At 45.2% G+C, this 19,696-nt stretch carries 21 protein-coding genes and 1 pseudogene; 5 read left to right on the top strand and 17 right to left on the bottom strand.

The annotated features are described in order from the left end of the window. The 5 genes and pseudogenes from WBV27_RS09700 to WBV27_RS09680 all read right to left on the bottom strand — a co-directional run. Window positions 1–1,154, bottom strand: a 1,154-nt coding sequence (locus WBV27_RS09700; protein ID WP_424201576.1) for an aminotransferase class I/II-fold pyridoxal phosphate-dependent enzyme, incomplete at its 3' end; no start/stop codon positions are given. Then, window positions 1,151–1,633: an Lrp/AsnC family transcriptional regulator gene (locus tag WBV27_RS09695; RefSeq protein WP_349681719.1), complete on the bottom strand. Its 483-nt coding sequence runs from the start codon at window positions 1,631–1,633 to the stop codon at window positions 1,151–1,153. The genes WBV27_RS09695 and WBV27_RS09700, both read right to left, overlap by 4 nt. A gap of 232 nt (window positions 1,634–1,865) precedes the next feature. After that, window positions 1,866–3,629 carry a glycoside hydrolase family 3 protein gene (locus WBV27_RS09690; RefSeq protein ID WP_424201574.1) on the bottom strand — a complete coding sequence of 588 codons (1,764 nt, stop codon included), beginning with the start codon at window positions 3,627–3,629 and terminating at the stop codon, window positions 1,866–1,868. 372 nt (window positions 3,630–4,001) lie between these two features. Further along, window positions 4,002–4,232: pseudogene (locus WBV27_RS09685) on the bottom strand (cytochrome b5 domain-containing protein); the annotation flags it as partial. Between the two features lie 187 nt (window positions 4,233–4,419). Beyond that, window positions 4,420–5,754 carry a ferredoxin reductase family protein gene (locus WBV27_RS09680; RefSeq protein WP_424201572.1) on the bottom strand — a complete coding sequence of 445 codons (1,335 nt, stop codon included), beginning with the start codon at window positions 5,752–5,754 and terminating at the stop codon, window positions 4,420–4,422. A 219-nt stretch (window positions 5,755–5,973) separates the two neighbouring features. Between WBV27_RS09680 and WBV27_RS09675 the strand changes: the two genes are divergently transcribed. After that, window positions 5,974–6,501: an acyl-CoA thioesterase gene (locus WBV27_RS09675; RefSeq protein WP_424201570.1), complete on the top strand. Its 528-nt coding sequence runs from the start codon at window positions 5,974–5,976 to the stop codon at window positions 6,499–6,501. A gap of 397 nt (window positions 6,502–6,898) precedes the next feature. On the opposite strand, the gene WBV27_RS09670 is transcribed toward WBV27_RS09675, so the two are convergent. The 11 genes from WBV27_RS09670 to WBV27_RS09620 are packed head-to-tail and all read right to left on the bottom strand — an operon-like array spanning window position 6,899 to window position 14,857. Continuing rightward, window positions 6,899–7,066 carry a hypothetical protein gene (locus WBV27_RS09670; RefSeq protein ID WP_424201568.1) on the bottom strand — a complete coding sequence of 56 codons (168 nt, stop codon included), beginning with the start codon at window positions 7,064–7,066 and terminating at the stop codon, window positions 6,899–6,901. A 57-nt stretch (window positions 7,067–7,123) separates the two neighbouring features. Next, a complete protein-coding gene (locus WBV27_RS09665; protein WP_086626839.1) occupies window positions 7,124–8,518 on the bottom strand; it encodes an oxaloacetate decarboxylase subunit alpha in 1,395 nt (464 codons plus the stop codon). After that, window positions 8,511–9,068: a citrate lyase holo-[acyl-carrier protein] synthase gene (gene citX / locus WBV27_RS09660; protein WP_424201565.1), complete on the bottom strand. Its 558-nt coding sequence runs from the start codon at window positions 9,066–9,068 to the stop codon at window positions 8,511–8,513. The genes WBV27_RS09665 and citX overlap by 8 nt, the downstream gene beginning before the upstream one ends. Continuing rightward, window positions 9,061–10,593, bottom strand: a complete 1,533-nt coding sequence (gene citF, locus WBV27_RS09655) for a citrate lyase subunit alpha (RefSeq protein WP_424201563.1) — start codon at window positions 10,591–10,593, stop codon at window positions 9,061–9,063. Before citF ends, citX begins: the two co-directional genes overlap by 8 nt. Before the next feature lie 2 nt (window positions 10,594–10,595). Further along, on the bottom strand, window positions 10,596–11,483 hold the full coding sequence (gene citE / locus WBV27_RS09650; RefSeq protein WP_424201561.1) for a citrate (pro-3S)-lyase subunit beta: 888 nt from the start codon (window positions 11,481–11,483) through the stop codon (window positions 10,596–10,598). Beyond that, the gene (gene citD, locus WBV27_RS09645) at window positions 11,471–11,779 is read right to left on the bottom strand and encodes a citrate lyase acyl carrier protein (RefSeq protein WP_086987251.1); all 309 of its coding nucleotides are present in this window, start codon (window positions 11,777–11,779) and stop codon (window positions 11,471–11,473) included. The genes citE and citD overlap by 13 nt, the downstream gene beginning before the upstream one ends. Then, window positions 11,769–12,794 carry a [citrate (pro-3S)-lyase] ligase gene (citC, locus tag WBV27_RS09640; protein ID WP_424201559.1) on the bottom strand — a complete coding sequence of 342 codons (1,026 nt, stop codon included), beginning with the start codon at window positions 12,792–12,794 and terminating at the stop codon, window positions 11,769–11,771. Before citC ends, citD begins: the two co-directional genes overlap by 11 nt. A 24-nt stretch (window positions 12,795–12,818) precedes the next feature. After that, window positions 12,819–12,947: an OadG-related small transporter subunit gene (locus WBV27_RS09635; RefSeq protein ID WP_424201558.1), complete on the bottom strand. Its 129-nt coding sequence runs from the start codon at window positions 12,945–12,947 to the stop codon at window positions 12,819–12,821. A 26-nt stretch (window positions 12,948–12,973) separates the two neighbouring features. After that, window positions 12,974–14,095 carry a sodium ion-translocating decarboxylase subunit beta gene (locus tag WBV27_RS09630; protein WP_424201556.1) on the bottom strand — a complete coding sequence of 374 codons (1,122 nt, stop codon included), beginning with the start codon at window positions 14,093–14,095 and terminating at the stop codon, window positions 12,974–12,976. Between the two features lie 26 nt (window positions 14,096–14,121). Further along, complete coding sequence (locus WBV27_RS09625; RefSeq protein WP_424201554.1) at window positions 14,122–14,514, bottom strand: acetyl-CoA carboxylase biotin carboxyl carrier protein subunit; 393 nt, start codon at window positions 14,512–14,514, stop codon at window positions 14,122–14,124. A gap of 16 nt (window positions 14,515–14,530) precedes the next feature. Further along, complete coding sequence (locus WBV27_RS09620; protein WP_424201552.1) at window positions 14,531–14,857, bottom strand: hypothetical protein; 327 nt, start codon at window positions 14,855–14,857, stop codon at window positions 14,531–14,533. Between the two features lie 399 nt (window positions 14,858–15,256). Between WBV27_RS09620 and WBV27_RS09615 the strand changes: the two genes are divergently transcribed. From WBV27_RS09615 to citG, 3 genes are all read left to right on the top strand, one after another. Beyond that, window positions 15,257–16,600: a CitMHS family transporter gene (locus WBV27_RS09615; protein ID WP_424201550.1), complete on the top strand. Its 1,344-nt coding sequence runs from the start codon at window positions 15,257–15,259 to the stop codon at window positions 16,598–16,600. A 129-nt stretch (window positions 16,601–16,729) separates the two neighbouring features. Then, complete coding sequence (locus WBV27_RS09610; RefSeq protein WP_424201548.1) at window positions 16,730–17,440, top strand: GntR family transcriptional regulator; 711 nt, start codon at window positions 16,730–16,732, stop codon at window positions 17,438–17,440. Next, window positions 17,418–18,290 (top strand): triphosphoribosyl-dephospho-CoA synthase CitG, encoded by an 873-nt coding sequence (citG, locus tag WBV27_RS09605; RefSeq protein WP_424201546.1) that lies wholly within the window; start codon window positions 17,418–17,420, stop codon window positions 18,288–18,290. Before WBV27_RS09610 ends, citG begins: the two co-directional genes overlap by 23 nt. A gap of 2 nt (window positions 18,291–18,292) precedes the next feature. Here the strand turns inward: citG and WBV27_RS09600 are convergent, their stop codons facing one another. Further along, window positions 18,293–19,003, bottom strand: coding sequence for a response regulator transcription factor (locus WBV27_RS09600; protein WP_424201544.1), 711 nt, complete (start codon window positions 19,001–19,003; stop codon window positions 18,293–18,295). Window positions 19,004–19,099: 96 nt separating this feature from the next. Between WBV27_RS09600 and WBV27_RS09595 the strand changes: the two genes are divergently transcribed. Continuing rightward, window positions 19,100–19,696 (top strand): hypothetical protein (locus WBV27_RS09595; RefSeq protein ID WP_424201542.1); only part of this gene is annotated, 597 nt, incomplete at its 3' end.

Below are 19,696 nucleotides of genomic sequence, written 5' to 3'. Positions count from 1 at the left end.
AGGCGTTCGATAAAGCTTTTTATGTGTTCGAAGGCTTCTTTCAGCTCTTCGATTGAATAAGCGTAGGAAATACGTATAAAGCCCTCTCCGCTCTCTCCAAAGGCTGTTCCAGGCACAACGGCCACTTTTTCCTCCATAACCAAACGGGTAGCGAACTCTTCCGAAGTCAAACCGAATTCGGTTATGTTCGGGAAGATATAAAAGGCGCCATAAGGTACAAAACATGGCAAGTCCAAATCTTTTAGGACTTTCATTAGATAACGGCGGCGTTGATTGTAGCTTTCACGCATCTCGGCAACGTTGTCATCGCAGTTCCGTAATGCAACGATACCGGCGTACTGACTCGTCGTCGGTGCAGCCATGATGGCGAATTGATGGATTTTGATCATCTGCTCCATAATGATCGGCGGAGCAGTTGCATAGCCCAGACGCCAACCGGTCATCGCATACCCTTTCGAGAAGCCATTGATGTAAACGGTCCGTTCCTTCATTCCCGGCAAAGCGGCAATGCTGAAGTGATTTCCATTGTAGGAAAGTTCACTATAAATTTCATCAGTTATGACGAATAGGTCATTGGCGATGATGACTTCAGCGATCGCTTCCAGGTCCTCTTTGGACATAACAGCCCCAGTCGGATTATTGGGATAAGAAAGAATCAGCACTTTTGTTTTCGGAGTGATCGCCGCTTCCAGCTCTTCTTTCGTCAAACGGAATTGGTTTTTCTCCTGCAGCGGGATAGCGACGGGAACCCCGTCAGCCAATACGATGCACGGAAGATAGGAAACATAGCATGGCTCCGCGTAGATGACCTCATCGCCCGGATCCAGCATGGCCCGCAGCGCCAAATCGATGGCTTCACTTCCGCCTACCGTAACGACAGTTTCATCCTCGGGGGAATAGTGCAGATTATAGCGGCGTTCCAAGTATAAGCAGATTTCCTGGCGAAGTTCGGCCAAACCGGCATTAGCTGTGTAGAAGGTGCGCCCTTTTTGGAGGGTATACATGCCTTCGTCACGCACAATCCAAGGGGTGTCAAAGTCGGGCTCGCCTACACCCAACGAGATCACTCCGGGTATCTCATTCGCAATATCAAAAAATCTCCGGATGCCGGAAGGTTTGATTTCGCGCACCTTAGCATTTATCGGATTTCTCATGGAGTCAGCACCATCCGTTTGTCGTCACCCTCATCCACGAACAACGTGCCGTGGTCTTTATAACGTTTCAATACGAAATGAGTGGTGGTTGATTGTACTTCGTCGATCACAGAAAGGCGTTTCGCAACAAATAGAGCAATCTCTTTCATCGGAGCTTTCTTCAGTTGCACCATAAAATCGAACCCGCCGGACATCAGGAATACGGTCTCCACTTCGGGGAATTGGTAGACTTTTTCCGCGATGCGATCGAATCCGGACCCTCTTTGCGGATTTACGCGTAGCTCGATGATGGCAGAAACTTCGTCATCGCCGGTCTTGTCCCAGTTGATCAAAGTATGGTAGCCGCAGATGATTTTGTCCGCTTCCAGTTCTTTCACGGCAACCGCCACTACTTCTGTGTCCACGCCCAACATCACCGCAACTTCTTCATCAGTCAGTTTGTTGTTCTTTTCAATAATCTTCAGAATCTTTTCCTTCAATTCGTTTTTCATCGTTTTGCCTCCTCTGGCTGTACGCATTCGGGCCATTTTCAGGCTCTATTATTCATTTTTTGATAAATGAAATTTCTTTCATTTTATCACCACTAACAGGCACTTGCAAATATGTTTTCGGGAATGGTGGTTGGCGGGATGGTGCATCAATACTGGAAAAAACGCAAAAAAAACTCCACAGGCTCGCGCAGCGCGAACTTGTGAAGTTTTTTCTTATCGATTAATAGCGCGTATCCAGGAATCCGCAGAATGCGTCCACTGGAGAAACGCCAGTGAATTCGGAACGGCCTACCATTTTGTTGACCAAGGCTTGCAAGGTGAAGTCCTTTGAGTCGTATGTGTTGATGTATGTTTGTACTTGCGGCACATCAGCCAAGTGGTTCGGTGCTTGTACAGAAACAAAGATTGTCGGGATTTCGTGGACATAAAATGGAATGTCCGGTGTTCCTTTTGAAGCTGGCCATTGGATGCGCTGATCCGTATTCGGTTGCACCGAAGCTACGTTGATGATCAAGTCGTAGGCTGCGATCAACTCTTTGATCGGACGTTTCTGAGCGTATACGTTCGCAACGGCAGCGGCTCTTTCTTCTTCCGGTAATTTGTTGATCCGCTCTTCCGTGGATTCCCAGATGGAAACTTCAAAGCCTTCAGCTTCCAGGATCCCTTTCAATGTATCGACAGGTCGAACCGCTTCGCCGCCGATCATTGCGCCGAAACCACCTTTGTGGCCTTCAACGTTGACCAACAGGACACGTTTTGTCTTTTCTGGTGAAATCGGGAAGATATTTTGGTTGTTTTTGACCAAAGTGATCGCTTTGTCGGCAACTTCAACTGCGATTGCTTTATTTTCAGGCAAGCCGATTTTAGCCATCGCTTCTTCTTTGGAAGGCAAGATTGCTGTTTTCGCTTTTTTGTGCAGGCCTAAAGCAGCTTTTGTACCCAAAATACGCGTCAAAGCTTCTTCCAAACGATCGTCCGTGATGACGCCGTTGTTGTAGCCGTCCAACATCCATTGGAAATCTTCGTCCGGATCGTTGAAGAACAAGAACAAGTCAGAACCTGCTGCAATAGCTGTCGGCAGCATATCTTGGCGTTTCATGGCGGAAGTCATCGCAACCATGTGGCTGGCATCGGTAACAACCAGACCATTGAAGCCCATTTTGTCGCGCAACAGATCAGTCAGGATGTATTTGTTCAAAGTAGCCGGCATAATCTGTTCTTGAACAGTTGCTTCAGGGTTGAAATGTTTCACGTATTCAGGCAAGGAGATGTGCCCTGCCATGATGGAAGGTAAGCCGGCATCGAACAAAGTGCCGTACACTTTTCCGAAAGTAGCATCCCATTCTTCAGTGGAATATGGGTTTACGCTGAATGATAAATGTTGGTCGCGTTCGTCGATTCCGTCTCCAGGGAAGTGTTTTGCCGCTGGTGCGATGCCGCTTTCTTGGATCCCCTTCATGTAAGCCAACGACAAAGCGATGGTTTTATCCACATCGCCACTCCATGTACGTGTTGCGATGATCGGATTGCGCCAGTTGCGGTTGATGTCCACGATTGGAGCGAAACTCCAGTTGCAACCGATAGCAGCAGCTTCCACACCGGAAACGCGGCCCATTTCATAGGCGTACTTCGTGTCGTTTGTAGCAGCGATTTTCACTTCAACACCGACATACGTGCCGTCTTTACATGCGCCGTTTCCGCCTGCTTCCGTGTTTGCAGCAATCAATAAAGGAATTTTGCTGTTTTCCTGCAGAATTTTGTTTTGCTCATATACTTCTTCTGCCATGCCAGGATTGTAGCGGACTCCCCCGATGTGATAGTTATTCAATACGCCAGTCAAATATTCCTCCGTGCGTTCTGATCCCATATTGATGAACAGTTGTCCGATTTTTTCTTCGACAGACATGCCTGCGATCGTATCTTTGACCCAATTGATTCCCTCGGCATCCAGGTTATAAGGTTTAGTAGTTAAATCGACTCTCATGATTTGTCCCCTCTCAAAATAGTTCTGGAACAGATCGATACTGCAGCGCATTGGCATCAGCACCGTCTTTCCTACAAGAACAAGTATAGGCATTTTATCCGAAAAAATGAAGGCACTTACACCCCGTTTTCAAAAGGTTCGGATTCTGTTCAAAATTGAACCGTTGGCCTGAAGCGCATAACGGCTAGCCCTATTACTTTTTGGAAACCGCTCTATGAAGCCATTTCACTTGATCAAAAAACACTTTAGAAAACCCGCGACGCACAAAAAAGAAGCCCCACAGGATTGTCACTTTTTTGTCAAAGTATCCGATTAACCAGAAAATGGAGCTCTCCCAAGGAAGGCTCCATTTCCTGGTTTATTCTCATAAAATCATTCGACAAGCTCGCCGACTATCGGCAGACCTTCAAGGACCTTTAGGCCGTGAGGCGACTGGTTGGTGATTTCTTCCGTCAGTTCATTGCCTGCAGTCAATCCCATTTTATGGTTTCCGTCTTTCCATGCTTCCACATTTGTGACGTCGTAGACTACCCCATCGACGGCTACATAAGCCGGCTGGCCATCTTTGCCGTTGTATTGGCTGAGTTCTTCGAGCGTGAAGGTCCGCCTTTCTGTGGCGGAACTGTCCGTTGCGCCCTCTTCAGAGGAACTGCTGACCGATACGACTTCGGAACTCGTTGTTGCGCTATCTTCGACAGTGGCAGGCGCACATGCGACCAACAACAGGCCGGCTATGCCTGCTTGCAGCATCATGCTCAATTTCATTGTGGTCATGTTGTTTCCTCCTTCATCATAAACCAAAAGTTTCATAATGGATGCGGTCTTTGGGAACACCTTTTTTAAGCAAAACTGCCTCGACTGCATTCATGAATGGCGGCGGTCCGCACAACAGGTATTCGGCAGCCTCAAATCGGATTTCATTATCCTGGAGAATCTTATCGATTTTCCCTTCATCGAGAAAGCCGCTCTCATTGGCAAAGAATGGCACCAAACGGAAATCAGGGAGCCTGTCCTTCAACGATTGAAGCTTATCGGTAAACCCAAATTCATCCTGATTTTTCAGACTCCAAATCAATATCGTTCTGTTCGGAAATTGTAGGCGTGCGCTGTTTTCCAGTATGCCTAGCATTGGCGTTATCCCGATGCCTCCCGCAAACATGACCATGCTCACTGCTTTATCGTGCATACCTTCTTGAACATGCCACATGCCTCCATGAGGGCCTTCAAGCGATGCTTTGACTCCTGGCTGCAGCGTTTGGAACCGGTGGGTGTAATCCCCGGAATCCTTGATAGCCAACGCGACTTCTTCCCTATCCTGAGGGGCACTGATCAGCGAGAATGGATGCTCTTCCGATGAATACTGTTCGTCATATAGGCGCAGAAAGACAAACTGTCCAGCTTGGTAAGGGAATAGTTCGCCATTGTCAGGCTTCAGATGAACTTCCAGTACATTGCCCTTTTCCGGTATTGTGGCGGTGACGGTGAACAGGTTTTTCTTGAGTCTGGCGGGTTTGAGGAATTTGTGGTTGATGTACAAGCCAAACGCCAAAGCGAAATAGCCTCCCAGGATGGCGGCGGCAAGGTAGTCGCCTTGCACAATAATGGTCATGGTCAAGACATGGATAGCCAAAAAAGCGGCTGCGACAATGTTGAAATTATGGATGAATTTCATTTTCTCGTAGTTGGCGATTGGATATTTTTTGAGGGTTGTTTTGGCCGTTTTGACGATTTTTTTTCGTCCGAACCAGTTCGTCATGATGAGGGCAGAAAGGACGGCGATGGTCAAAAAAAAGATGATGGCCAAGTCCCCGAAGATGGTAGAATAGCGGTATACCCATCCCCATAGAATCGTCACCCATAATTTATGCGTGACTCCGATTGACAAGGCGACGACTGCCATGATGGCATGGAATCGATTCAGCTTGTCCAAGCTGAAGTATTGTTCGATGAACCTCGGCCGGGATGCGATGATGACACCCGTCAAAAGCCAAGAATAGGCCACTATGCCCAGAAAAGGCGGGCCTGCGGAAAGGAAGCTCCTGTTCCTGAGTGCGACTGCGGCGATAAGTACAGGGAGAAGGATATAAGCGGCAACAATCAGCATGCGCATCAGTTTTCTGTTCATTGGCGAACCCTCTTTTCTTCTGCTGGTTTCGGCGGACAGATGCAAGCAGAGCGTTACCTTTTGACAGGCAACGCCTCTCTTGTATCCATTTTATAACGTTATGCAAACGGATACAAACCAGAAGCCTCGATCGGCAAAATGCAAAAGCAACCGGAAGACACTTCTGAAGCCAAAAGCTGTGATACAATGAAAAAAATAATCCAAACAAGGAATGATGATATGGACCATACAAAAAAAGAACTGACATGCAACCAGACGCGGAACGTGCGCACTGCGTTCGTGTCCTACAGCGAATTGAACGATAAAGATACCCTGTTCGGCGGCGAAATCATGTCGCACTTCGACTCAGCCTGCGGCAGGGCCGTGTTCAATTTCGTCAAGCGGCCTTCCTTCACTGCGACTGTCGATTTGGTCGCTTTCATTCAACCCGTCCGGAAAAATGAGGCCATCTACGTGGAGGCTTATGTTTCCGGCTGCGGGAACACTTCCGTGGAAGCCTTCGCCAAACTTACAGCCACGGATGTACGCACATGCGAAAGCCGCATCTGCGCCTACGCTTTCCTGACTTTCGTCATCACCGACAGCTCGGATCCGGACTTTATTATGCCGCTGATTCTGCCCGAGTCGGAGGAAGAAAAGATGATTTGCGCCGGCTACGAGGAGCGCAGGATCAACAACCTGGTCAAACGCAACCAGAACAGCCGCCTGCTTGCCGGCCTTTCCACCAAACAGATTTGGGATAAGTGACGATAGAAGAAATGAATAGGAATTGAATTTGTGCTCTGAAATAACCCGTCAAAACCATTTTGGCGGGGAAAATCCATTCGAATCACAGTCAGAAAAACCGCCGAAACCCCCTTGGCGGGGAAAAACGATCGCGGACAACGCGAGATTCCCCGTTAGAACCATTTTGACGGGGAATCTCGCCACAATCTCGAACCCAGACCAGACAATCATACAACCAAATCACAAAAGAAGAGCCGAAACGCCCGCGGGCATTCGGCTCTTCTTTTTGTCGTTCTATAATTCGTGGAATATCGGTTGCATCCCTTCGAAGGTGCAGTACTGCTCATAGCCCAACGCATTCAATTCCAACTTGGTATCTTCGATATATGCCCCCAGGTGGTGCTTTTCATGGCTGTCGCTACCCGATGGTCACAATTTTGCCGTTCAAGTCCTTGTATAGCCTCAAAATGGCTCTGGATGGTGTCAGATCCTTCAGGCCATATCGGTGCGAGGACGTGTTCACTTCGATCCCTTTGCCGTCCTGGATGACCTGCTTCAAAATTTCGGTGATGATCTCCTTAACCACAAAAAAACTTCAAGCGAACCGATTAAGGTTGGCTTGAAGTTTTTGATTACTCTAGGATTATTGTACGTCGATGGAAACATCGATCGTCTGTACTGGAACATCGTAGAATCTGTCTTCTCTGCGTCCAAGGAAGTCTTTTGCTTGTTGCGGGAACAAAGCGTACATCAAGACGTCTTCTGTGGATTTAGCGTATTGGCTGATCTCTTTTTCAAATTTAGGCATTTGCGGCAAGATCAGGTCGGCAGGTCTCACTGTTGTGATGCCTTCGTTGCCGATGATTTTTTTCGTGATTTCTGCAGAAATCGCTACTGGCGGTTTGCCGTATTGACCTCTTACATATTCCTTGATTTCGTTAGGCACAAGTTTGTAGCGCTCACCTGAGATGACGTTCATCAAGGCTTGCGTACCGACCATTTGCGATAACGGTGTAACCAATGGAGGATAGCCTAAGTCCGCACGCACTTTCGGAACTTCTGCCAATACATCGTCGTATTTGTCCTGCAAGCCTTGTTCAGTCAGTTGGCTCAACAAGTTGGAAAGCATGCCGCCTGGTACTTGATACAGCAATGTTTTCGGCTCGACGTCCTTCACTTTAGGGTTCAGGATGCCATCGTTGCGGAAACGATCCCGGATTGGTGCAAAGTGATCGGCGATTTCTGCCAGTTTATTCATATCAAGACCCGTGTTGTAGCCCAGACCTTCCAACGCGATTGCGACGGACTCCGTAGCTGGTTGGCTTGTGCCGCCAGCAAACGGGGAGATGGCTGTGTCGATGATATCAGCACCGGCTTCAACAGCCTTCAGGTACGTCATTTCAGCAATGCCGCTTGTCGCATGTGTGTGGACTTCCAAAGGCAAATCAACTGCAGCTTTGATTTTGCTTACCAATTCAAAAGCGACAGCTGGCGTCAAAACGCCGGCCATATCCTTGATGCAGATGGAATCTGCGCCCATTTTAGCCATTTCCTTCGTCAAACCGACGAAATAGTCGACTGTGTGGAATTCGCTGGTTGTATAAGAGATAGCAGTCTGGCAATGTCCGCCAGCCTTTTTGGTGATATCGATGGCTGTCTTCAGGTTGCGCAGGTCATTCAACGCATCGAAGACACGCACAACATCGATACCGTTTTCGATTGATTTTTCGACAAATGCGCTGACGACATCATCGGAATAGTGTTTGTATCCCAATAAGTTTTGGCCACGCAAAAGCATCTGCAATTTTGCATTTTTGACTTCTTTGCGGATCGTACGCAGACGTTCCCAAGGATCCTCGTTCAAATAACGGATACAAGAATCAAAGGTGGCGCCTCCCCACATTTCGATGGAGTGGTAGCCGGCTTCATCCATGGTTTTGATGATCGGCAACATATCTGATAGTGGCATACGTGTTGCAATCAAACTTTGTTGACCATCACGCAAGACCGTTTCCATAAAACGGATTTCTTTAGTCATGTAATTGGTCACTTCCTTCTTGTATTATTTTAGAAATGGCTTCTTGCATTTCTTCTATAGTGTGGCGACGGCTGCGGCCGCAATCTTTTGCATCACGATTGCAGATGAAGCAGCGTCTCGTATTCAGGCCTAACTCTGTCCGGCTGATGCTCTTCAGATCATTGCCTTCCATCCAAAGAACATCCAGGTCAAACAATCGGCCGAAAGGATGCGTTTCTTCGATCATCACCATTTTTTCCTTCAGTTGCGCAGGCGTCAATGGCGAAAGGAAAAAGTATTCCGCCCCTGTCTTCAGGTTCCGGTAGAGGGAAGCTTGCGGCAGATCATTGCCCAGCACTTCTTCTATGCGTTCCAGAACTTCAGTAAAGACGGCCTCCAACTGTTGATTGTTTTTTATCGGACCCGGAATATTCATGAGTGCCATCAAGAGGCTATCCTCTTTCTGACTGCTCAATAGTTCCCGTTGGATGGCGACACGTTTTTCACGCACCGCCAACATTTCTGCTAAAGTAACGCGTTCTCCTTCAGTAAAAAGGGTTGTATTAGACATTTTTTACCACATCGATTATCGTGCCATCACGGTATTCGATTAAAGCAACTACTTTGTTTCCGTATTCAATAGGTTCTGGTGCTCCTACTACAGAATATGCAATGTCTTTTAATTGTTCAATTGTAAATTGAGGAACATCAAGATTACTGAAGTGTTCAATTAAATCTTTACGTTCAGGATTGATAGCAATACCAACTTCGGTAACAACTACATCTACACTAGCGCCTGGTGTAACGACAGTATTTACTGTATCAACAATTGTTGGGATACGTCCACGAATAAGTGGTGAAATAACCAAACTCATTTTACATGCTGCACTTGTGTCTGAGTGTCCGCCTGAAGCGCCACGAATAACACCATCAGAACCTGTTATAACATTCACGTTAAAGTCGGTATCGATTTCTAGCGCAGATAAAATAGCTGTATCCAATTGATTGATGACAGCGCCTTTGCTTAATGGAGAAGCATACATGTTTGCATCAATTTCATAATGGTTCACATTTTTTCCTAAAGAAACAGCAGATGGATGGTCAAAATCTTGCACGTCGATGATTTTTCCAACAAGTCCTTCTTCAAGCAATTCTACCATTGCGTTAGTAATACCACCTAAAGCAAAGCTAGCTTTGATACCATCTTCAATCATAGAATCTTTCAAGAAGCGCGTTACAGCAAGAGATGCTCCACCGGTACCTGTTTGGAAAGAGAAACCTTGTTTATAATAAGGAGAATTAATGATTACTTTAGAAGCATATTCTGCAATCAATAGTTCTTTAGGGTTTTTAGTGAACCGTGTTGCCCCTTTAGCAATTCCTTCAGGATCGCCAATTGCATCAACGACAACAACATAATCAACATCTGTTTGAGGAATACTGATTGGTGTGTTTGGATAAGGCATCAATGAGTCAGTAATAGCGACAACTTTATCAGCATACCTTGCATCTACCATAGCGTAGCCTAAAGATCCGCACGTTGTTTTTCCTGATGTTCCATTCACATTACCATATTCATCAGAACTTGGAGCGCCTAAGAAAGCAACATCGATATGGATATCTCCACGGACGATTGCTCTGGCACGTCCACCATGAGAGCGAATCACAACAGGGTTTTCCATGATACCTTGGGAAATAGCTGCCCCAACTTTATCACGTAATCCGCTTGATGTAATGTTTGTCACAACACCTGATTTAATATGTCCAATTAATGGTTCATGAACATTTGCAATGGAGCTTGGTGCGATAGAAATGTTTTTGAAACCCATTTTAGCAATTTGATCCATAACCATGTTCATTACGAAGTCGCCTTCGCGGAAATGATGGTGAAAAGAAATTGTCATGCCGTCTTTAAGTCCTGTTTTTTCAATCGCTTCACGAATGCTACCTAACATCTTTTTGTCGTTAGGCTTTACAGGATGAAGTTTACGAGTAGACTCTTCGTAATCAGCGATGTTTGCTAATTCCCCGTCATAAACACCGTATTGTTGAGCAAATACTTCAGGAATGTCTTTTCCAACTTTATTGATGGCCATTATTAAATTTCCTCCTCGTTAATCAGTTTAGCCGCTTTGGCCAATGCAATAACGCGTTGTGCACGTTCAACAATTGGTTTGTCAACCATCTTACCCTTCAATGAGATAACGCCTGAACCTTTTTCTTCTGCTTCTCTGATTGCCCAGATAACTTCTTTTGCATTTTGAATTTCTTTTTCTGTTGGTGCGTAAATCTTGTTCACGATTGGGATTTGACGAGGATTAATAACAGATTTACCATCAAAACCAAGTTGTTTAACAAGTTCAACTTCTCTGGAGAAGCCCTGTACATTGTCAACGTCAGAGTAAACTGTATCAATAGCAGCAATTCCAGCTGCACGAGCAGCATGAAGAATGTAGCTTCTTGCGAAGAACAATTCTTGTCCGTCAGGGTAGCGTTTTGTTTTCATGTTTGTTACGTAGTCTTCTGCGCCTAATGCAATCCCGATTAAACGAGTAGATGCTTTTGCGATTTCACGAGCATTCAGTGTACCTTCAGCAGATTCGATGGCTGCCATCATTTTAGTTGTTCCGATTTCGATACCATATTTTGTTTCGACTTCAGTGATTACTTCATCTACATCAATGATATCTTGAGCAGTTTCTGTTTTTGGGAGTCTGATAACATTTACGCCAGCCAAAACTACAGCTTCAATGTCTAGTTTTCCAACAGTGTCTAAACTATTGATACGTACAACTGTTTCTGATTTGCTGTAATCAAATGTTTTCAATGCAAAATGCACCAATGTGCGGGCTGAATCTTTTTCTTTCAGAGAAACAGCGTCCTCCAAGTCAAACATGATTGAATCAGCACCATACAGGGGTGCATCCCTAAGCATTGCAGCATTTGCGCCAGGGACAAACATCATAGTTCTTCTTAAACGTTCCATGTGTCCATCTCCTTCCAGTTGTAGTCGTCGTTTTCAGCAGCACGATGAATGGCTGTTACTGTACGCGCTTCGATCGTGCAATCCAATGCACCTTTGTCAACAGCGGATACTTTCGCGCTTGTGATGCCCAGATTTTTAAGTGTTGCGATGATGACTTCCTCGATACGATCGCCATATTGTTTTTCCACGCTTGAATCCAGTGTCACTGCAACTTCATTGTTATCACTAGGTTCAACGACGATCATGATGTCACTTGATTCAGTCGTTCCAGCTACTGCATATTTTTTAATTTCCACTTTTTTCACCCCTATTAATTTTTCCATAATTTTCTATTAAATACAAATACGTTGTTGCTGGTACAAGTTTTTTAATTGTTTGAAAATCATCTTCTTTCAATGCTTTTCGTACACGTGTAGCACTGATGACCTGTCCATCCAGTTCGATCCGGGGAACGACTGTCAGGGCAAGCGTATCAGAAAAAATCTCACGCATACTCTCGTTATATACCTCTGTAACGGGGGATAATGGTTCTTCCCCTACAAAGCGCGTTTTGATCTGGAGAGCAGGCGCGATCCTCTCCTTGAACAAGGTTGCATCCAGCGTTGCCTGTACGCGGGCTATGCTTTCTACTGCCTGATCCTTCAGAAAGTAGGATGGGAAAGTAGCGGATGACACTTGATAATCCCTTGTCGGGAGAATGACCACATTCGGAAGGTGCTGTGTGCCCGCCTTGACAAGCATTGATCGCTCTTCCGTCGAAAATTCGGAGCGATCATCGGACAGGACAAAAAGATAGAGAACATCAACTTGCGCAGCAGCCGTTTCGACTAAATACAAATGACCTTTGGTGAACGGATTCGCATTCATTACGATAGCTCCCGCATGATCGGCATCCCTCTTACGGCTCTCAAGCAAGGCCAAGTAATCCGAAAAATCGGGAGAGCCTTGTTCCATAAAGAGGATATCATTTGTACGGATGACCTCTTTAAAGCCAAGCGACGCAAAGGAAACCGCCACGCAGGGTTTCGTATACAAAAAGAAGTGGATAATGCCCTCATCGTGAAGCTTGGAAGATAGAGCCATCACGATTTTTGTCAATAAATTTTCGCTTTGATACTCAGGATCGACAGCGACCAGTTTGATGATGTTTTGATAAGTCGATCCGGTAGCGACTAATTTGTTTCGGTCATAGAGGCCTACTGTATAGTCGACTTGCTCGTCCGGGACCAATCCGCCTAAGGATAATAGATCCTCCCAAGCTTTTTTGTCCGCTGGAACACGCGTTATCCAGATTCTTTTCAGTTCATACATAGGTAAGCCTTCTTTGTTTTATTTTTAGGCTGGAAAACGTTTGATCAATACAATCGATACAACATACAGGAGGAATAGGACTAGGAAGATGCCGCCCATACCGAAAAGCATCAATTCAAATGCAATTTTTAAAGCTTCTGGATCAAATACCATAATAATTCTCCTTTCAATGAACCTTCTTAGCTAAAGAAGGCAAGTACTAAACCACCAGCGATAACAGATGCAATTTGCCCGGATACGTTAGCACCGACAGCATACATCAAAATAAAGTTTTGAGGATCTTCGTCAGTAGCCATTTTTTGGATAACACGGCTTGACATTGGGAATGCGGAAATACCGGCACCACCGATCATCGGATTGATTTTTTCGGTTCTGAACAAGTTCAGCAGTTTTGCGAACAATACGCCGCCGATTGTGTCCATGATGAAGGCAACCAAACCGAAAGCGATGATCATCAGTGTTTGGAAATTCAAGAACAAGTCAGCCTGCATTTTTACGGAAATTGTAAGCCCCAACAGGATACTGATGATGTTGACCAATTCGTTTTGGGCAGTCAATGAAAGTCTGTCCAAAACGCCACATTCGCGCAACAAGTTACCGAACATCAGGAAACCTACCAACGGAAGGGAAATTGGTGCGATAAAACCGGCAACGATCGAAATGATGATCGGGAAAAGAATTTTTGTCATTTTGGATACGCCTTCCGCTTTATAAGTCATGCGGATGCGACGTTCTGCTTTGGTTGTGACAGCTTTGATGGCGATCGGTTGGATGATTGGAACAAGCGCCATATAAGAATAAGCGGCAACGGTGATCGGTCCCAATAGGCTCGGTGCCAGTTGGTTGGATACGAAGATGGCAGTCGGGCCGTCAGCGGCACCGATGATACCGATTGAAGCAGCTTCTCTGATGTCGAATCCGAAGAAGATAGCGACTACGATTACAAAGAAGATACCGAATTGAGCGGCAGCACCGAACAATAACATGAATGGGTTTTGCAATAGCGGCCCGAAATCGATCATGGCTCCGATACCGATGAAAATCAGCAACGGGAAAAGCTCTGTGCTGATACCTGCTTTGAAGAGAACATCCAAAACGCCCTCTGATTCAGTTCCGTTGACCATTTGGGTCAGAACGCCTGTTCCTGGGAAGTTGACCAAGATTGTACCAAGTCCCATAGGCACCAGTAATGTAGGTTCGTACTCTTTCTTTATTCCTAAATAAATCAGGGTAGCCCCGATAAGCATCATCACGATTTGGCCCATCGTAATGGATGTAATTCCTGCTAATAATGTCTCCATTTATTCACTTCCTCCTAATAAAATGATTATGCGATTGTGATTAATGCATCGCCGGCATTTACGACTTGACCTTGGTTCACATGGATTCCAGCTACTTTACCAGCATGGTTTGCCACAACTTCATTTTCCATCTTCATCGCTTCAAGAATCATCAATGGTTGATTTTCTTTTACTTCATCGCCGATGTTCACTAACACTCTTAGGATAGTTCCTGGCATTGGGGATGTCATTGCGTCTCCTGAAGCTGCTGAAACTGGCGCTGCAACTGGTGCAGGTGCTGCTTGTTCTGCTGGTGCCGCTACTGGAGCTGCCGGTGCTGCTGCAACTGGTGCTTGAACCGGTTGTGGCATGCCACCGATTTCTTCCATTTCCACTAAGTATTCCTTACCATCGATTGCGATCTTAAATTTTCTTAACATTTATAATTCCTCCTTATTATTTAACCTGACTTATTTTTTTTACGACAAATTTACTTTCAGGCATAGTGCCTGCCGCAAGGCTTGCGGAAATCAGCGAAACAAGATGAGCCTCGGGATTACGCTTCATAATATTCTTTACCACAAACTGCGATTTAGGATGATCTCCTGCAGCGATTGCTGTCGCGATGACACTGACTAATTCATATTCATTCGGATCAGTGGGTATAAAAGCTGGAATTTCAATCAGATCATTCACGGGTGCATTTGCAGAAACAGTTACTGGCGGTACTGGCGCAGGTACTATTGTGTCCTTTTTCCCAAAGAAACCTTTGAAAAAAATCATTTTCTCACGTCCTTTCTATGGATTTAATCCCATTATAGAAATTTCTCTCATTAAAAACAGGTCAATAAGCCCATTTTATTGTTTTTTTTATGTTCTCAAAAACGGCCAAACAACAGAAACGTTGTCATATCAACGTTTGCAGGCATTTAAGACTTTTTTAATATTTGATTAAGCCGCATTTAAGAAAGCGTTTCAATTTCGGTGTGTTTTTTGTGTTTTTTCAAAGTAACGGCTTTCAATTAACTTGCAAAGTAACTATTATTGCTCTTAGAGAGACAGCCCAAACAACTTTGGGATTTTTAAATTAGAAGAAATGTGAATCTATTCACTTCCTAGTTTGACTATCAAAGGAATCAGGCACTCTCAAAAAACTTTTTTATAGTCGGAAGGAGAAAAAAAATGTTACTTACAGTATTGTCTTATGGAATGATCGCGATCTTCATGTACGTGATCATGAAAAAGAAATTATCACCGTTCACCGCATTAGTAATCATCCCACTTGTTTTTACGCTTATTGCTATGGCAACGGGTGTTACCTCTGGAAACATCGGGGAATTTGTTTTGGAAGGGGTAACCACAACTTCTAAAACTGGTATCATGTTATTGTTCGCTATTCTTTACTTCTCTATCATGTTGGATACTGGTCTATTCGACCCTATCACCAAAAAAATGATCCACTTCGCTAAAGGCGATCCGATGAAAGTCTTGATGGCAACTGCTGTCGTTGCTGCCACTGTTTCCTTGAATGGTGACGGTACTACAACAACTTTGATCTGCTGTTCAGCTTTTATTCCTATCTATAAGAAATTAAACATGAACCTGATGAACCTTGCTGTCTTGGTTATCCTGCAAAACACAATCATGAACTTGCTTCCATGGGGCGGTCCTACTGCTCGTGCGATGGCTGTTCTGGAAGTTGATGCAAGCATCCTTTCTTACCTTGCTCCTGGTATGGTATTGGCTTTACTTTATGTCACTTTCTGGGTTGCTCCACACATGGGCCGCAAAGAACGCGCTCGTCTAGGCGTTAAAGTCCTGACTGATGAAGAAATCGATGAAATGACTACTGTTACTGACCCTGAAACACAAGAAATCCGTCGTCCACAAAACTTCGCATTCAATGGTATCCTTACAATCGGCTTGATTGGTTGGTTGGTTGCTGGATCATTCATCGAAGCTATCTCAATGCCACCATTGATGTTGTTCTTGGTTGGTACGTGTATCGCTTTGATGGTCAACTACCCTGCTCTTAAAGATCAATCTTCCCGTATCGGCGCAAACGGCGGCGACGCTGTTCAAGTAGTTATCTTAGTATTCGCTGCTGGCGTATTCATGGGCTTGTTCCAAGGTTCCGGAATGGCTACTGCTTTGGCAGAAAGCTTCGCAACAATCATTCCTAAACAATTGGCAGGTTTCTGGGGAATCATCATCGCCCTTATCTCTGCACCAGGTACTTTCTTCATCTCCAATGATGGCTTCTACTTCGGTGTGTTGCCTGTATTGGCTGAAGCTGGCCGCTCTTACGGATTCACAAACATGCAAATGGCTTTGGCTTCCCTGATGGGTCAAGCGTTCCACTTACTTAGCCCATTGGTAGCATTCATCTACCTGTTGCTTCGTTTGACTGGTTTGGATATGGGTGCTTGGCAGAAAGAATCTGCGAAATATGCGCTTGGAATCTTCGTTATCTTCCTAGTGACAATCGTATTGTTCGGCCAAATGCCGCTTTACATCCCGCAATAAAAAAACGTATAATCCTTATAAGGACTGGAAAGCCGGGCGACTCTGCTCGGCTTTTTAGTATAAAGGAATCGCTCTCATAAAGTACTAACCGACAGTTAACCAAAAAATAATAGGATGAAGGGGAAAAAGATGAGCACTATAATCAAAGCAGTCAGCAAAAATTTGGACCTTAGCCAGAATAAGCCGCTTAAAGACCTGATTTACGAGGCTTTCCGCAAGACCGTCATATTAGGCGAAATCCCAGCCGGGGAACGCATCAACGAAAAAGAGTTCTCCGAAAACATGAACATCAGCCGCACACCCATCCGCTACGCTCTGAAAAAGTTGACCGAAGAAGATTTAGTGAAACACGTCCCTGGAGTCGGCGTCGTCGTAAAAGGCATCAGCATCAAAGATGCCTACGAAATTTACGATATCCGCAAAGCGTTGGATACCCTCGCTACCACAACAGCCATGAAGCTGATGACAGCCGAGGATTTCAAAGTGATGCGCCTGCATTTGGAACACTGCGAAGATCTGAATCAAGAAGATAAAGTCGATGAATTGCAGCAGAAATTTTTGGAATTCAATGATTTCATATACGATAAAAGCCAGATGCAACGCTTGAAGTCCATCGTTTTGAAGCTTTCAGAATACTTGATGTACTTCAGGGACATTTCGATCAGTTCGAAGGAAAGGCGTGATTTCGCATTGGCGGAACACTGGTTGATCTACCGTGGGATGAAGACACAAGATGCGCTCCAGATTCAACTCATCACCCATGAACATTTGGATCGCTCGCTGAATTTTATCGTCAAAGAAATGGAGAAACGTAAAATTGACTTTGAAACCAATGAATGAGCTGCTCGTCGAAATTGCCGGGCAAGCCGAGAAAGCTCTCCTTTATGAGGTAGCATTGACGCCGAAACCCGGTCTGGTGGACCGCAACAACAGCGGTGCCCACTCCGATATGGACTTCTTCACTTTTTTGGACAGCATCGTCAGCCTGAGCCCTTACCTGTACCAATATGTAAAATTAGGGATCGAACATAAAGGAACCGCAAAAGAGTTGTTCCATAAAGTCCGCTCAATGGGCGTCCACGCCGAAAAAGCGATGCTGGCTGCCACCAAAAACATCAATACGCACAAAGGCGCCAACTTCTCTTTCGCTGTACTGTTGGGGGCGACCGGTGCTTGCATCGGTCGGGGTCTGCAGCCTCCTTTCACACAAAATGATACGCAAGAAGTACTCTCCTATGCCCAAGAAATGAGTCATGGATTGGTGACGGATGATTTTGCCGATCTCGCTGCCAAAACCTCCTTGACGTATGGAGAAAAATTATACCTCGGCTATGGCATCACCGGTATCCGCGGCGAAGCCGAAGCCGGCTACCCTGCCTTGAGCGAACTGGTTTTGCCGTTTTTAAGAGCAAATCAAAGTCAGCCCATTGAATCACTATTATTAAAGGCGCTGCTCCTGTTGATGAGCCAAGTTGAAGATGGCAACATCATCCACCGCGGAGGCATCGACGCCTGGCAGACAGTCAAAATGGAAGCAAAACAACTCCTGCAAGATTCACATGAAGGAAACCTGAAAGAGTTGATGTACAGCTATGACCTGGTCTTGATAGAAAGACACTTGAGCCCAGGCGGAGCTGCCGATCTTTTATCCTTAGGTATCTTTTTTGCAAAATTGGAAAATTTGTTCTGATCTTACTCGCCGTCTGGGCTGAACGTATAGCCGATTCCCCAGACAGTCTTCAAATAACGCGGCTTTTTCGAGTCATCCTCAATCTTGTTGCGCAGATAGCTGATGTAAACCATGATCAGGTTATTGTCCATCTCCCCATCATTCCATACATTCGCATAGATCTGCTCCTTCGAAAAAACTTGATTCGGATTTTCCAGGAAAAACAGCATCAATTGGATTTCTTTGGATGACAGGGCGATATCCTGCCCCCGCTTCTGCAGTTGATATAGATTTTTGTCGAAAGTAAAATCGCCCACTTTGAGGACACGGCTGGTTGGATTTGATTTTTGTGACTGGATGGTCTTCATTCTTTGCAACGTGCTCAAAATTTGAGCCCGCAAAAGATTTGGCGAAAAAGGTTTTGTAATATAATAATCCGCCCCTGTTTCGAGACCGTTGATGATATCGGTCTCGCTTTTTTTGCCGCTTATAAATATAATAGGGGTTAACGGGTAGTCGGCACGGATCAACTGCGCCAGATGATAGCCGTCATTCTCATATTCCAGACTGATATCCAACAGAAAAAGATCAAAAGTCACACGGGTCATGATATCCAGTGTTTTTTCGATGGAATCACTTTGGTAAATAAGAACACCCGTTGATTGCAGCGACTTCCAAATCAGGCGCCGGATTGCGATATCGTCATCAACGACGAGTATTTTTTGATTGTTCATATTTTTCCTCCTCAATGTTCTCTAGTTTCGCAAGCAGAACATCGTTTTGTCAAGTGGTTATTTCAATATTGTATTTTTTTGGAAAGGGCTTTAATGATGGAAAACAAACCAACGACTCGTTTTATCAATATCATCATGACAGGATTGTTATTGATCATAGGGATCACCCTGATTACTATCGCAGGAAGCTTCAATTCTGTGCAACGGAATGCCGTCAAGAGCGGCCAAGAACAGCTTATGCGCACCTTGAATTACGTGACGGACAACCTGGAGCTCCTCATCGAAAATCGTTCTTTATCGCTCCATCATTTTTCTAGGGAAATGACGTTCAATGATTTTCCTGACGGGTTGCTCCCTGAAGCGGATCAAAAGGCAATCATCGCAGCCTACCTGGATACCCATGCGGATCAAACGAAATTGTTAATCCAGCTTGATGCTGAGGGCATTTTTGTGGATGCATGGCAGCTCGAAAATGGGAGCCTTCAGGCACTTTCCCAGGAAGGCGCCGAAAGTTATCTGCGTGCAGATGTGAGCCTTGAATCCATGCGCACAACCAGCGGGCTCATCCAGAACAGCAGCGAATATTTCCTGGAAAATCAGTCCTTCGTCAATCTTTATGCCTCTATCCTTGACGCGGAGGGGCAAGTAACGGGATATTTCGTCGCGCCTTTGAACTTGGAGAACATGTTCAAG

Origin of the sequence: Trichococcus sp., assembly GCF_049589555.1 — a bacterium.
Lineage (GTDB): Bacteria > Bacillota > Bacilli > Lactobacillales > Aerococcaceae > Trichococcus.
The sequence above is the reverse complement of the archived record's forward strand: the minus strand, read 5'-3'. Positions and strand labels throughout refer to the sequence as shown.